Origin of the sequence: Actinokineospora diospyrosa (genome assembly GCF_024171925.1) — a bacterium.
GTDB lineage: Bacteria > Actinomycetota > Actinomycetes > Mycobacteriales > Pseudonocardiaceae > Actinokineospora > Actinokineospora diospyrosa.
This window is the reverse complement of record NZ_JAMTCO010000013.1, coordinates 173,471-187,676: the sequence shown is the minus strand read 5'-3', so window position 1 is coordinate 187,676 and position 14,206 is coordinate 173,471. Positions and strand designations below refer to the sequence as shown.

General features: G+C 67.4%; 11 protein-coding genes and 1 pseudogene. 10 read left to right on the top strand and 2 right to left on the bottom strand.

Translation table 11 applies throughout. From position 1 onward, the window contains the following. Positions 1 to 107 precede the first annotated feature (107 nt). Positions 108 to 458 carry a cytochrome P450 gene (locus tag LV75_RS25740; RefSeq protein ID WP_253889589.1) on the bottom strand — a complete coding sequence of 117 codons (351 nt, stop codon included), beginning with the start codon at positions 456 to 458 and terminating at the stop codon, positions 108 to 110. Positions 459 to 727: 269 nt separating this feature from the next. Between LV75_RS25740 and LV75_RS35940 the strand changes: the two are divergent. From LV75_RS35940 to LV75_RS25715, 6 genes and pseudogenes are all read left to right on the top strand, one after another. Then, positions 728 to 895: pseudogene (locus LV75_RS35940) on the top strand (substrate-binding domain-containing protein); the annotation flags it as partial. A gap of 67 nt (positions 896 to 962) precedes the next feature. Further along, the gene (locus tag LV75_RS35635) at positions 963 to 1,256 is read left to right on the top strand and encodes a substrate-binding domain-containing protein (protein WP_253889588.1); all 294 of its coding nucleotides are present in this window, start codon (positions 963 to 965) and stop codon (positions 1,254 to 1,256) included. 576 nt (positions 1,257 to 1,832) lie between these two features. Next, complete coding sequence (locus tag LV75_RS25730) at positions 1,833 to 3,629, top strand: nSTAND1 domain-containing NTPase (protein ID WP_253889587.1); 1,797 nt, start codon at positions 1,833 to 1,835, stop codon at positions 3,627 to 3,629. Positions 3,630 to 3,746: 117 nt separating this feature from the next. Beyond that, the gene (locus tag LV75_RS25725) at positions 3,747 to 4,643 is read left to right on the top strand and encodes an LVIVD repeat-containing protein (protein WP_253889586.1); all 897 of its coding nucleotides are present in this window, start codon (positions 3,747 to 3,749) and stop codon (positions 4,641 to 4,643) included. Positions 4,644 to 4,654: 11 nt separating this feature from the next. Further along, a complete protein-coding gene (locus LV75_RS35125; protein ID WP_301319819.1) occupies positions 4,655 to 4,993 on the top strand; it encodes an esterase/lipase family protein in 339 nt (112 codons plus the stop codon). Continuing rightward, a complete protein-coding gene (locus LV75_RS25715; RefSeq protein ID WP_253889584.1) occupies positions 4,978 to 7,602 on the top strand; it encodes an ATP-binding protein in 2,625 nt (874 codons plus the stop codon). Before LV75_RS35125 ends, LV75_RS25715 begins: the two co-directional genes overlap by 16 nt. A 503-nt stretch (positions 7,603 to 8,105) precedes the next feature. Here LV75_RS25715 and LV75_RS25710 read toward each other — a convergent pair. After that, positions 8,106 to 8,285: a hypothetical protein gene (locus LV75_RS25710; RefSeq protein WP_253889583.1), complete on the bottom strand. Its 180-nt coding sequence runs from the start codon at positions 8,283 to 8,285 to the stop codon at positions 8,106 to 8,108. A 1,581-nt stretch (positions 8,286 to 9,866) separates the two neighbouring features. Between LV75_RS25710 and LV75_RS25705 the strand changes: the two genes are divergently transcribed. From LV75_RS25705 to LV75_RS25690, 4 genes are all read left to right on the top strand, one after another. Next, positions 9,867 to 11,924: an IPT/TIG domain-containing protein gene (locus LV75_RS25705; RefSeq protein ID WP_253889582.1), complete on the top strand. Its 2,058-nt coding sequence runs from the start codon at positions 9,867 to 9,869 to the stop codon at positions 11,922 to 11,924. A gap of 378 nt (positions 11,925 to 12,302) precedes the next feature. Next, complete coding sequence (locus tag LV75_RS25700) at positions 12,303 to 12,560, top strand: hypothetical protein (RefSeq protein ID WP_253889581.1); 258 nt, start codon at positions 12,303 to 12,305, stop codon at positions 12,558 to 12,560. A 366-nt stretch (positions 12,561 to 12,926) separates the two neighbouring features. Beyond that, positions 12,927 to 13,532, top strand: coding sequence for an HdeD family acid-resistance protein (locus LV75_RS25695; protein ID WP_253889580.1), 606 nt, complete (start codon positions 12,927 to 12,929; stop codon positions 13,530 to 13,532). 80 nt (positions 13,533 to 13,612) lie between these two features. Continuing rightward, a complete protein-coding gene (locus tag LV75_RS25690; protein WP_253889579.1) occupies positions 13,613 to 14,164 on the top strand; it encodes a hypothetical protein in 552 nt (183 codons plus the stop codon). Positions 14,165 to 14,206 lie beyond the last annotated feature (42 nt).

Below are 14,206 nucleotides of genomic sequence, written 5' to 3'. Positions count from 1 at the left end.
GATCACCGAGGGATCCAGGCAGACGACAGGGCGCGGAGCACACCGTCCTCTCGAGAAGTTGTCTGAGCCTGAGCCGCTGAGCCCTCGACTTTGTTCTGAGGTAAGGGCTACCAGGTCACGGGAAGTGCGTTCAGGCCGCCGGTGAGGAGGTTGTCGCGGGGTTCGAGTTCGTTCAGTGGCACCGCGAGGGTCAGGCCGGGGAAGCGTTGGACGACGCGGGCGAACAGGACGTCTAGTTCGAGTCGGGCGAGTGGCGCTCCGGCGCAGAAGTGCTTGCCGTGGCCGAAAGTCAGGTGGCGGTTGGCTTCACGGGTCACGTCGAAGCCCTGGTGGTCACCGACGAGGTGCGGGTCGACGTTGGCGTGGGCGAGGCCGAGTAGCACCATCTCGCCCTCCTGGATGATCACGCCGCCGATGTCGAGGTCGGTGTAGGCCCACCTCGGTAGCGCCGCCCACATCGACCGGGTCGGGGGTGGCGAAGTAGCTCGTCCCGGAGCACCCGACGACGGACTCGACCGCGCCGACCTCCCACCAGCGGTGCAAGCCCTCCTCGTCGACACCGCCACATTCAGCGCAGAGATTCGCGACATTCGTGCCCTACAAGCGAAACTCACGACGCGCCTACGGCCATCCACTCCGCCCAACCCGCACAGGCCACCGTCACATGAAATGACCGCCCACCTCCGGATGGGCAACGGTCGGACACGCCCTCGATCCCGGTGCCCCGATCGACTGTGCTAGCGGAACGGTTGACCTGGTTGGCTCGACAGCGTTCGAGGAGGTCGTGCGTGACGCCGCTGCCCGCTACGAGGCGGTGTGCGGCGGTGCTGATTTCACCTTCGACTTCAGAGGCAGCTCCGCGGGCATGGAGAAGCTGGCCAAGCAGAAGGTCGACGGTGGTGGGTCTCCGCCCATGGTCGCCTTTCGCCGACGGACCGAAAGACGACCTTCAGACAGCGCTGGTGCCACGGCCTGTCGCCTTTCTCCTGTTCACCCTCGTGGTCGACCGCCATACCAATGTCGCCGACCTGACGTTGGACCAGGTTCAGCAACTCTACGCGGGCAACATCACCAACTGGAAGCAACTCGGCGGCTCCGACCTGCCGGTGGTCATGGTGAGCCGCTTCCCCGGCTCAGGCACGAGACGCACCTTCCAACGCCAAGTCATCCCGTCGCGCCTAGGCCCCGATCTGCTACGCGCGGCCACCACGAGCGGCGAGAAGGTGAGGTGTCGTGCTGGACGCGCTTCGGAATAGATGCCCCGGCTGCTCGGGCTCGGGCCAACGGGTCCATCATTCGTCGAGTGCCACATGACCGCCTTACACGCCCGTGAGTCCTGGAACCCCGCAGGTGCCTGTACCTCGCCGATGCTGCTGCGGGGCTGGGCTTGTGGGTCGGCGACTCGGAGTTGTGCGGGTTGCGCCGCCAAACGGCGATCCGGGTTGCGGCGCGGTGGTGTGCGCGATGCATATTGCGCGCCAGGTTCGCCACGATCGCGCAGAACCAGGGGCGAAATAGGGGCCCCGCGGATGCCCTTCTTCTCTTCACCCGCACCTAACGCCACCGCGTCCGCGGCGGGCGCCCGGTAGTGGCGATTGATGAGAGCTCCGAATGAGCTCATGTCTCGGGAACGGCTATCCACCATTAGTTCGCTGCCGGTTTCATTTCACTCCGAGATCGGCACGGTAGTCTGAACGGGTGGAACACATCGTTCCCATTCAGCTCCCGCGTCCAGATGAGTAGCATGCGGATGTTGTCCGTGATCGGGTCAGCGCGTGTGGACAACGTGACGCGGACAGGTTGGGAGAGAAGTGCCCAGATCAGAACGCCCAGTGACCTCGGAAGACGAGGTACTGGCCGAGTTCGCCCGCGGACTGCGTGCCCTGCGCAAGACTGCGGGCGATCCGACTTACCGAGCGTTGAGCGCCGCCGCGCATTACTCCGTCACCTCGCTCGCTGCGGCGGCCAGCGGCCAGAAGCTCCCGACCTTGGCGGTGACAACAGCGTATGTTCGCGCTTGCAGCGGCAACGTCGAGGAGTGGGAGCGGCGCTGGCGTCACGCAGCCGCTCACCTTGCCACAGCGGACGAGCGTGCGACAGTAGCAAGCGAACAAGCCCCCTATCGAGGGCTTGTTGCGTTCGACGAATCCGATTCGAAACTGTTCTTCGGTCGCGAACGCGTAGTTCGGGAGGTGCTCGACCTGATCCGCGATAAGCGACTGGTTGGGCTGTTCGGTGCTTCCGGTGCGGGCAAGACCTCTGTTCTCCGGGCCGGCGTGGCGCCAGCCTGCGAGGAAGACGTCGTCGTTTTCAGCCCTGGCGCTCAGCCGCTTGAGGAGTGGGCTGTCCACGTGGCCGCGCGCTGCATGGAATCACCCGTGCAGATTGCCGAGGAGTTCCGGGCAGACCCGGCCAACATCGCGGTACGCATGCGGTCCATTACGCGCGAGGGCCATGACCTCCTGCTGATCGTCGACCAGTTCGAGGAAGTGTTCACTCTCTGCGCCAATCTGGCAGAGTGCGCCTGGTTCATCCGAGCCCTCGTCGAAGTCGCCCATGCCCCGGGCAGTCGGTGTCGAGTCATCCTTGGGGTTCGCGCGGACTTCTACGGCCGGTGCGGAGAACACGGTGAACTTGTCGACGCGCTCCGAGACAGCCAGGTCCTGCTCGGGCCGATGACGCCCGAGGAACTTCGGCGGGCTATCGTCAAGCCCGCTGCGGTGAACGGCTACCAACTGGAAGCCGACCTGGTCACCAGGCTGATCGTCGACACCACCGGGCGGGCGGGTGTGTTGCCCCTGCTCTCTCACGCCGTGCTCGAGACCTGGCACCGACGACGGGGGATGACGCTGACCCTCGCGGGCTACGAGGCTGCGGGGGGCATCGACCACGCAGTGGTCCGTACAGCGGAATCGGCGTTCGACAGGCTTGACGAGCACCACCGGCGGATCGCCGAGGACGTCTTCGTGCGTTTGGTGGTTCTCAACGACAGCGGCGACGACACCAAACGCCGGGCGGGTCTCGAAGAGTGGATCGACCCCGCTGTTCTGTCGGTGATCAATCTCCTTGCACGTGCTCGCTTGGTGACCGTCGACCGAGACAGCGTGGAGTTGGCGCACGAAGCCCTGATCGCCCACTGGCCCCGCCTGCGGGGGTGGCTCACTGAGGACCGCGCTGCGTTGCTTGCCCACCGTCAAGTGGCTGATGCCGCGCACATGTGGGAAGACCTCGGGAGAGATCCGGCTGCCCTCTACCGTGGCGTGCTCCTGAGCCGCGCCGTTGGACTCCTCCGTACCCGTCGGCACTTGATGAGCGCCAAGGAACAGCGGTTCGTGGCCGCTGCGCAGAGCGCCGCGCGCGGGCGGAGGTACCGCATCTTCGGCGCGGTCGCGATCGTGGTCATCGTCCTCCTTGCTGCGACCTTGTACACCGTGCGCACGGCCCAGGACAACGCATCAGGCAAGCAGGAGGCTATGGTTCAGCGGCTGGTGAACGACGCGAGGTCATTGCGTTCCACGGACCTATCACTGGCGAGTCAGCTCGCTCTCACCGCGCACCACATTCAGCCTGGTGTCATGACTCGTAGTGCGGTCTTGGACCTGGAGGCACAGCACAACGCTGATGGGTGAGGTTCGTCGAACGAGTTCGTCACGGCTGGATTCCACCCCGATGGGCGTTGGCTGTACCTGCTTGAGAACGGGCGCCTGAAGGCAGGCGATAGCGCGGGGTCACCTTACCCGTTCTTGATGGTCGACGTCGACGCTCCAGAGGACATCACGGAGATGGTCGTGAGCCCCCATGCGCCGCTGATGCTCGTGACCACCTCCAGCGGTGTAGTACATCTCCTGGATCTCGGGAATCCGTTGCGGCTGGCGACACTGGCTACCATGACCACACGAGTGGGAAATCTCTACCGCACACATGTCTCTTTCAGCCCGGCGCACCCAGTGATGGTTGCTCAGGAGATCGCGTACCCTGCGGAATCGGACAACACGTCATCGCCCAGTTCACAGATCACGATCATCGACATCTCCGACCCAGCCCATCCCCGGCAGCGGGGGCAGATTACATCCGACCAGTCTACCGTGCAGTTCACCGCTGACGGAGACCTCATCCAGTCGTTCAGCCAGGACGGGTTGCACATGTGGGACTTGTCCGATCTCGACAAGCCGCTCAGAAGTCCTGTCTCCGATCCGCCAATCCCCGTGGGTTGGTCAGCCGTCGCCCTGACTCGTCCGATCCTCGCAACCGGCGGAGAGGAGGGCATGGGTATTTCCATCGTGGATATCGCGGGACCGCCACGAGAGCTCGCCCGGATACCCGGTAAAGCGCCAGGTATCTTCAGCCCGGACGGGCGCCTCCTGACGGTGTCCGCGCAACAGGCGGTCCACATCTGGGATGTGGCTGACCCTGGCAATCCCCAGCAGGTCGCCACCCTGGCCGTCTCCTCGAACGTCGCCCCATTCGCCTTCAGCCCTGACGGGACTGGCGTGGTGATCGCACAGCCAGACGGCCTGCGCTACGTCGTCGTGGACGTGGAAATTGCCATCAAGGGGTTGTGCGAGCGGGCGCATCCAAGGATCACCGACGAGCAGTGGGAGCGCTACGTTCCGGAGTTGGACTACCGGTCTCCCTGTCCGTGATCTAGGGGAACCTGGACGTACCCGATGGTGTACCAACCGCTCCGGGAACCCGCCGGACGGACGTACACTTTAGCCAGCACGTTCGCGGTCGCCGAGGTCAATCCCGGGGGACCGCGCCCGCGAACTTCGTCCCGTTCCCGTACGACTGGCGCTGTGACCTGCGTGTGATCGCCGGGCAGTTGGACCGGTTCGTGCGCCGCGCTCTCCCCACCTGGCGGGAGTACAGCGGCGCGCGTGACGCGAAGGTCATCGTCCTCGCGCACAGCATGGGCGGGTTGATCGCACGCTACTGGGCGACGGTTCTCGGTGGACACGAGCACTGCAGGACCAGGAAGTGCTGCGGCATCTGATCGACTCCGAGGAGCTGATCCCTCTGGAGTGCACCGGTTTCGCGTTCACCGAGGACTTACCCGAGTCGGTCCCGGAAGGTCGCGGACGGGTACAGGGTCTGCTGACCTTCGACCAAGCCGTCGCGGCCGGACAAGAACAGCTCGAGCGTCCTTTCGTGTTCGCACTGGATATCGCCACGGCGTGGTACGAACTGGGTATCGCGCCACACCAGATCCCGGGGCGGCTCAGCGTGTCGCTCGGTGGCGGCCTCGTGCTCGACGTCACCGATGACCGGCGGTCTCCGACAACCCTGCGCCCGTGGCCCCGACCGGTCCATCCGCAGGTGCCCCGCCCCACCACGATGCACGGCCGCACCGACGAATCCCTTGCCGTGCGGATGAATATCGCGCCAGGCAAGCACATCATGATCGCGGGCGAACCCGGAGCCGGCCGCACCACGCTGTTGCGCACCTTGGCGCACGAGGACTGGACCACCGAGTTTCCCGATGGGGTCATTCACCTCGACGGCGGCGGCATCCACCCCGACGACCTCGGCCAAGCGGTGCTCGACGCACTGTACCTCACCGACGAGCCCGTGCTCGTCGACGCCGAACTCCTGTCCGATCTGCTCGGCGACGCACGCGTCCTGGTGTTCGTCGACGACGCCGACGCGCACAAGCCCGCCGTCCTGACCAAGGCGATGCCCCGATCCGCGGTCGTCGCCGCCATGACGACCGCGGACGAACCGGCCGTCGTGCTGGGCGGGTTGTCCGACACCGCTGCGGTGTCGGTGCTGTCGAACGGCGGGGAGTCCACCGATGCGCTGCGTCGGATCGCCGCGGCGCTGGCTGGTCACCCGGGTGACCTGACGATCGCGGCAAGCCTGCTCGACCAAGGCACCTTCACCCCCGACGCACTCGCGGCCTGGCTGACAGGCGGAACCGCAGCGCGCTCGTCGCTGGTCGCAGCACTGGTGCGGAGCCTGGCACCCGAGGCGAGAGAAGTCCTGAGCCAGTTGGCCGCCGTCCCCACACCGATGACACGGCAACACGTGTCCGGCACCGTCGGCCACCGCCAAGCGGAGCTCGGTCTGAACGCCCTCCGGCGCGCGGGATTGCTTGACACCACCGGAGCGCACGTGCGCCTCCTGCCGTCGCTGTCCCGGCTGGTGCAAACGGTGATCCCGGCGGGGCAGTTCCAGGCCCGAATGGTGGACCACCTGGCGGAGTGGGTGGACGAGCACGGATCGGACACCGAGAGCGTGCTCGCCGACGCTGCTCTGTTGGAGCACGCCGCGCGAGAAGCGTTGCGGCAAGATCGGCCCGCCGTGGTCGAGAAGCTGGCCCGCGCCCTCAGCCCCGCTCTTGCGGCGGCCGGGCGTTGGGGCGCGCGGGGAGCCGTGCTCGGGGTGGCGGTCGAGGCCGGGCGGATGCTGGCGGACACGGTGTTGCAGCTGTGGGCGACGGGACAACTCACCGCGCGACCCCATTCTCCCGAGCCCGCCACATCGTCCCCGGGTCAAGCAGCGGGGCACGGCACGCACGTGGTCGGCTGGAAGGCCCTCGCCGTGGCAGCCGTGGCCGTGACCGGCGTGTCGACCGTGTGGTTCGTAGCCAACGGAACCCCCGACCGACCGACCATGGACGCGGCCACGTCCTCGACGTACATCGAACCCACGGAGCCCGTGCCGACCGTGACCGAGGGCACCACATCGTCGGCACCACTGGATCCGACCACGACGGGGGCGACCAAGCCGACGGAATCGGGGACCTCGTCCCGCCCGGTCTTCGACCAGCGCACGCAGGATCTCGGCACCACCGTGCTGGCCCGGGGCTTCATGATCCAGGTCGAATCAGCGCGAACCTTCCTCTCGGGTGGCCAGCCGACGCTGGAGGTCCGAACCGAGGTGCAGAACCAACTGTGGGGCGAGGCCAGCTCCTCGCCACCGGCCGCTCAGGTCCGCTACGGGAACGCGGTGGATGGGGGCGGCACGAACAAGTCCGCTTCCTTCCCCAGAGGCACCGCGGTTCCGGTCGTCTACACCTTCTTTGTCCGCGAAGACTTTTCCTGGGCGGAAGCGACGCTCGAGTTCCTGGTGTCCAACCACGCCGCACCGAGCACGGTGTCGCTGTCCGGGCAGCGACCTTCCGTACCGCACGGGCCGCTGCCGGTCACCTTGAGCAAGCAAAGCCTCGAATCCGGCAGGCTCCACCTCACTTTCCGCTACAACAGCCTGTTCCGGCTCGACGCCGCCCTCTACGCCGAAGGCAGCCACGACCAAGCCCAGGGCGGCGGCTCCGACTTCGACCGACCGTGGGCGGGCGGCCTCGACCGGGGCAAGGGCTCGCTGAAGATCTACTTCGACCTGACCGGCGCCCCCGGCAGGGGCGGCCTGGGCCTCGGCACCGAGAACTTCACCCTCACCCGACACCAAGACGGCCGCACCCTTCGATTCGACAGCACAGCCAACGTCGCCCTCTACCCAGACGCCCCAACCCGCACGCGACTGGCCATCGCCACCCAACTCGACCTACCCGCCACCGGGACTTACACCCTGACCTTCCTCGACCGGAACTACTACGAGACACTGAAGCCAGAACCCGACAGCCTCACCTTCACCATCGGCTAGGGCATACCGGGCACCGTGGACGCCCTCGACTGACCACGCTCCTGTACCGCCACCGCCCACGATTCCCCTGCCGCCCTACCGCACAAGTTCACTGGCTCAGTCGTTCCACTGACCCACGTCAAGCTTGCGGTTGATGCCTTGCAGCAGGGTCCTGGCGCACAGCGACAGGAGGCTGAGGCCGTGGGTGTCTTCGCAGGGGCCGTTGGGAACAGTGGCGGGACTGGCGCGCCCGACGAGCGTGGCGGGACGAACTAGTCTCGTTCGACGGTCAGTACGCCGATGTCCTCTAGGGTCAGGTCGTCCACGATGGACTCCAGCAGGCGGGAGAACGGCTCGTCGTGGGCGGAGGGCCCAGGTCTCGGTAGTTGAGGGCGACCAGGTTTTGATCCGGTCTTGGCCGAGACTGCCCGCCCGGATACCGAACGGCACGCCCGCGGCGTGGTCACCAGACGGGCGAACACTGGCCGTGGCGCCCAACGGTACCGGCGCGATCCTGTTGGAAGTCACAGATCCCGACCACCCGCCCTTCGAGATTCCTGAACCGGCTTGGGCCCACCCTGCCGCAGGCCGAACAGGGCACCGATTGGACGCTGATTTCCTCGTACTTCGACAGCGTTGTCGGCCCAGTAGGCGTCGATGCTCAACACCTCGTCCGCTACGCCTGGAACGGTCTCCTCGGTCATAGCGACCTGCGCACCACAACGACCGGGGGGTTCCGCATGAACTACCGAAACGGCGACCGTTCCGGTTGGCGTCACAACCGCAACGGCGCCGCTCCGATCCGTGCGGCTATGAACGCCATCTACTGGCACAAGGCCTGGTAGTTGGCCGTCGCGGCGCTCAGGAGTTTTAGTGGGGTTCCCCGAGCCCATAGCTCTGGCTCGGGGAACCCTGTCGTCAATCGACTTCCACAAGCAGCCCTGTCCGCTCCCAATGTGTCGATGCGTGACGGTCGCTCAGCGAGCAAGTTCGAGGTGACGGTGTAAAACGCGATCTGATCTGTCCCCTTGCCAGGGTAGCCGTTTTGGCCGTGCGCCCATCGCCACCCGCCACTGCGGTGACTCGAAGCGGTGTGGTTCTGGCGACGATCACGGCTGTTGCGAACACCACGTACAGCTCCGCGACGTCGTCCTCCAGCAACGCGGAGAACTCCGCGTCGCCCGTTCCCACGTCGGGCCCCGTCCTCTGCGCCGCCCGCCTCCGGTTCGCATCCCACCGAGGCCATCACCGCAGGTCGGCGGTGAAGGACAGGATCGCCTCGGCGGTGACCTCCGGGGTACTGAGCTGCGGGCAGTGCCCGGTCACGGCCAGCCGTCGAGCGTGGCGTAGCGATCCGGGTCCCACGCCGCGACCTCGGCACGCCCGGCGCCGATGTGATCGAACAGCACCACCCCGGTGGTCTCGGGCGAGCACCGGCACGACCAACCGCCACAGGTTCTGGTCACAGCCGAACCCGTGCGCCGGCACAACCACCGGCCCGGCCCGCTTGCCGGTCTCGACCACGTTGTTCCTGGCACGCACATCCACCGGCCCAACCTCTCACGCGCAGAGCCTGCGCAAACCGACCCGCCGGTGGCACAGCAACCCCGGTAGCGGCCATGTCCGCGGTCGGAGCTGACCGGGTGACCATGGCATCCATCGGGTGATCCGCGGACGCGTCCGAAACCACGCACGCGGTCTGTGCTGCCTGATCACCCTGAGCCGAGGGTGACCGGTGGTTCATCACCGCCACGAGGTCCCACACATCTTGCCCCTTCCGACGGGCAGGTTGACGACATGCGATTGCAGTAAGCGGAGTCCACCCGCATCAATGGTCTGGTCGATTTCGCCACCCGGTCACTCCATTGCCGAGGCAGCGTCACCCCTTTGTTCGACCGGGCTCGTCTTGACCTCCGGCATCAATCCCGCCCATGATGGACGACGCAGTTGAAGCAGCTCTTCGTCCTACATGGACAGTTCGGAAGTACCGACACGCCAGCCCCCTGCCATTTCTCCGGCCATTACAGGAGAGAGTGTTCGACAAGGTGGATGAAGATCCCGATCGGGCTGGCCGCGCTCCGATGTCGCTGTCGGAGCCGATGCCCGGTCGGCTGCCCCACCATACCGACGTGCCCCATATCCGCGATTGTGTCCGCCAGATGGCCGCTCGATCCGGGTGGTTCGGGGCGGACTTGGACCCCGTGAAGGGATACCAACTCATGAATGTCGCGTTCTCACAGGCGCCTCCCCGCAGGCCCGGGTGGCGGCGAAGAGCGGCCTTGGCGGTGGGTGTGTCCGTGGTGTCGGCGGGGTTGGTCGCCGTCGCCACGCAACCGGCGGCCGCAGCGCCGGTCGTCACCCACCAGTTCGCCTACGTGGCCAACAGCGGTGGCAACACGGTCACCGTGTACGACACCGTGACCGCTGCCACGGTCTCGACCATCGTCGTCGGCGCCTCGCCCCTGGAACTGGTCGCCACGCCGGACGGCTCGCGCGTGTACGTCACCCAGTTCGCGGGCGGTATCTCGGTGATCGATACCGGGACCGCGAGCACGGTGGCCACCATCCCGCTGAGCTCCACCTCCTCGGGGCTCGCGATCACCCCGGACGGCACGCGGATCGTGGTCGTCAACAACGGCGGCAACTCGGTCTCGACGATCGACACGAGCACGAACACGGTGATCGCGACCGCCGCGGTCGGGTCGTCTCCCTCGACGGTGGCCATCAGCCCCGATGGCGCCACCGCCTACGTGAGCAACAACCTGTCCTCCTCCGTGTCGGTGCTCGACGTCGCCACCACCACGGTCACCGCGACGATCGGCACCGGGCAGGCGCGGCCGACGGGCCAGGCCGTCACCCCGGACGGCTCCCGGCTCTACGTCGCGCACCGCGGCGGCGTCGTGGTCGTGGTCGACACCGCGACCAACACGGTCACCGGCACCCTCGCCCTCGGCGCGAGCGCCATCTCCGCCGGTGTGGTTGCCTCCCCCGACGGCAGCCGCGTCTACGTCGCGAACATCGGCCCCGACACGGTCTCGGTGATCTCCACGGCCACCAACACCCTGACCTCGACCATCCCGGTCGGCAGCAACCCCAGCCGGATCACCATCACCGCCGACGGCGCGACCGTGTTCGCCACCAACAACGGCGCCTCCTCGGTGGCCACCATCGACACCGCCACGAACACGGTGACCGCCACCATCCCGGTCGGCTCCGGCCCGTTCGGCGTGGTCACCACCCAGGTGATCCAGCCCCAGGTCACCACGGTCAGCCCGAGCAGCGGCCCGACCACGGGCGGCACCGCCGTCACCGTGACCGGCGCCGACCTCGCCAACGCCACCGCGGTCCGCTTCGGCGCGATCCCCGCGACCTCGTTCACCGTCGTGAACAGCACGACCATCACCGCGGTGGCGCCCGCGGGCGCGGCCGGGACGGTCGACGTCACCGTCACCACCCCGACCGGCACCAGTGCCACCTCGGCCGCCGACCGGTTCACCTACGTCGACGCCGATCTGTCGGTCTCCGTGACCGACTCCGCCGACCCCGTGGCACTGGGCGGCGACCCGTTCACCTATACCGTCACCGCCGCCAACGCCGGACCGTCCAACGCCACCGCGGTCACCACGTCCACCACCCTGACCGGTCCGGTGACGATCAACTCCGTCACCACCTCCCAGGGCTCCTGCACGGTCAGCGCCCTGACTGTGTCCTGCGCCCTCGGCGCGATCACCGCCCCCAGTTCCGCGACCGCGACCATCACGGTCACCCCGTCGGCCACCGGCACGGCCACCGCCACCGCCACCGTCTCGGCCGCGGAGCCCGACTCTGCGGGGGGCAACAACACCGCCGCCCAGTCCACGAGCATCACCAACTCCCTCGGCTGCACCATCACCGGCACACCAGGCAACGACACGCTGATCGGGACCAACGCCGCCGACGTGATCTGCGGCCTCGGCGGCGAGGACTCGATCAACGGCGGCAACGGCGACGACACCATCTACGCGGGCGCGGGCGACGACGTCGTGAGCGGTGGCAACGGCAACGACACCATCTACGCGGGCACCGGGGACGACAGCACCTACGGCGAGACCATCCTCGACCTGCTCCTGCACCTGTTCGACAACGGCGCCGACACCATCCACGGCGGTCCGGGCAACGACACCCTCGACGGCCAGAACGGCAACGACACCCTCATCGACCACGACGGCACGGACTCCATGAGCGGCAGCCTCGGCAACGACACCATCGACGTCCACGACGGCGTCGGCGGCGACACCGCCAACGGCGGCCTGGGCACCGACACCTGCACCACCGACACCGGCGATACCCGGATCGGCTGCTAGCCAGGGCATCTGCCGTGCGGTACCGGGGCCCGGTACCGCACGGCGGACATCCTGCCCCGCAGCACAACATCTTCTTCTCTGACCACACAGCGCTTCGAGGTGGGGGAACGGATGGCGGTGGGAACTCAGGTGACGTTCCCAGCGGCACCGCCCGGGCGACCGCGTGGTTTAGGCGGCGGTCTCGGTGAACGCACTGGTCGAACTGAGGCGTGCAGGGTGCGCGCAAACCAACGATAGTTACCTGAAGTGTGTGAACAACGACTGTTAGTCACCTTGTCAGAGCTCACACGATCGGGCTACTCCTGTGCGTCGCGCAACCAGAAGGCCGCCGAAACCCCAATAGTGTGGCGCCGCCAGTCCTATTGAGAGGAGATTCTTGTGACTGTGTTGTCCCGAGTCGTGGGTGGACTGCTGGTCGCGGTGGCAGCCTCGGTGGCCACGGCGGGGTCCGCGCTCGCCGACGGTGGGGTTGACCTCAACTTCGGTGTTGGTGTGAACGCGGCGAACAACTGGAACTTCAGCGCTGCGTCTGTGTGCTTCCAGGAGCTCGCGGTCGTCCCGGTCGGTGGCGAGTGGAGCGGGAACACGACCAACCATTGCGTCAACGGCAACGTCCTCAACCACAGCGGACGATAGGCACCTCGGTCCCCGCCGGTTCGAAGCCCATTGGTTCGGCGCCATGCCATCCAGAACGCCCTTGGTGCCTGACTCACTCGCGAGCTCCTTTCCGCTGCTACGCCGCTATCAGGGCAGCTCAACCGGCACCGACAGCGGTGGAGCGTTGATGTCCGTTGTGGACTCCAGGCCGATACGCACAGGTGCGCACGTCGTCGAGACGTGCTTGGCGGCGAACACAAGCGTTCGTACCCCAGGAGCCACCCCATGGCCTGCGCAGGTTCGACCACGTCGGTCAACGCTGGAGAGGTCCGCCCGTTCTGGGTGATCCGCCCGCCGGTAGATCACCAGCACGCTGGCCGCATCCGACGAGGGAGGTCGAGACGCGTGAGCGAGGAGCGAGCCGTGGCCGCGGGGGTGCCAGGGGTGCGGGTGGACCCGGTCGGCGGCCCACGCCGGGTGATCGGTGCCGGGTCGAGCCGGGGCTTGGGGGTGCTCAACGGTGTGTTGATGGTCGGGGTGGGGATCGCCGCGCTTGTCTGGCCGGAGGCCTCGCTGGTGCTCTTGGCGCTGCTGTTCGCCATCACCCTGCTCGCCAACGGTGTGGTGCGGGTGCTGCAGGCGATCACTGACGGCTCGGAGTCCGGGGGCGGGCGGGTGCTACTCGGTGTACTTGGCGCGTTCTCGCTCCTGGTTGGCTTGCTGTGTCTGCGATCCCCGTCGCAGACCTTGGCGTTGTTCGCGGTTCTGGTGGGCTCGTGGTGGTTGGTCGGCGGTGTCCTGGCGGTGGTGGCCGCGCTCGGCGACCGGGGTGGTGAGGGTCGTGGGTGGTCGGTCGCGTTGGGCGTGCTGAGCGCGGTCGCGGGCGGCTACGTCCTGCTCCAGCCGGGGATCTCGCTGGCCGCACTGGAGTTGGCCCTCGGCGTGAGCTTGATCGTGCTCGGCGCCATCACCGCCGTCGAAGCCGTCCGCGCCCGCCCGACAGACGGATGACCCCGGCGTGGTGCGGACCGAGGCGAGACGTTCGCGATGGGCGCTGACCACAGGCGGGCGAGATCGAGGAGGTGAGACCGGTGGACGTGTCCGGAGTGGTCGTCATAGCGGTGGGAGTCGTCCTGTGCTTCCTCGGGGTCCGCTCACTACACCTCGCCGTGATCGCGTCGGGCTTGGCACTGGGGTGGCTGTTGGCCGAGCCGTTCGACGCTGGCCCGGGTGCCGCAGTGATCATCGCGGTCGCCGTGGCGGCGCTGGCCTGGGTACTGGTCGTCCTGGTGTTCCGAACCGGGCTGTTCTTCGTCGGCGCGCTCGCCGGCGCCATCATCGGGGTCAAGCTAGTCGGCCTCTTCCAGGGCACCGACATCGTCCTGGCCGTCCTGTTCGTGGCCGCCACCGGATTCCTCACCGGCCTGGCCGTCCAGCGGTACCGCCTCCCGATGGTCGCCGTGGCCTGCGCACTGGGCGGCGCGGGCCTGGCACTGAGCGGCTTGGCCCGGACGTTCCCCGACGCGCTCGGCTTCCTGCGCGAACCCGCGGCGGGCTGGCAGGCCGTGGTGGCAGGCGCCGCCTGGATCGCCTTAGGTGCGGTGGGCTGGTCCGCCCAACGCACGCACACGACGGAGAGTTGACGCCTCGCTAGCCTGTCCCCCGCCCAGGCGATTCAGTCGCCT

Bases quoted from the DNA above. Each gene is read 5' to 3' on its own strand.
- LV75_RS25740 (WP_253889589.1), bottom strand. From the start codon at position 458: ATGTGGGCGGCGCTACCGAGGTGGGCCTACACCGACCTCGACATCGGC.
- LV75_RS25725 (WP_253889586.1), top strand. From the start codon at position 3,747: ATGGTCGACGTCGACGCTCCAGAGGACATCACGGAGATGGTCGTGAGC.
- LV75_RS25710 (WP_253889583.1), bottom strand. From the start codon at position 8,285: ATGACCGAGGAGACCGTTCCAGGCGTAGCGGACGAGGTGTTGAGCATC.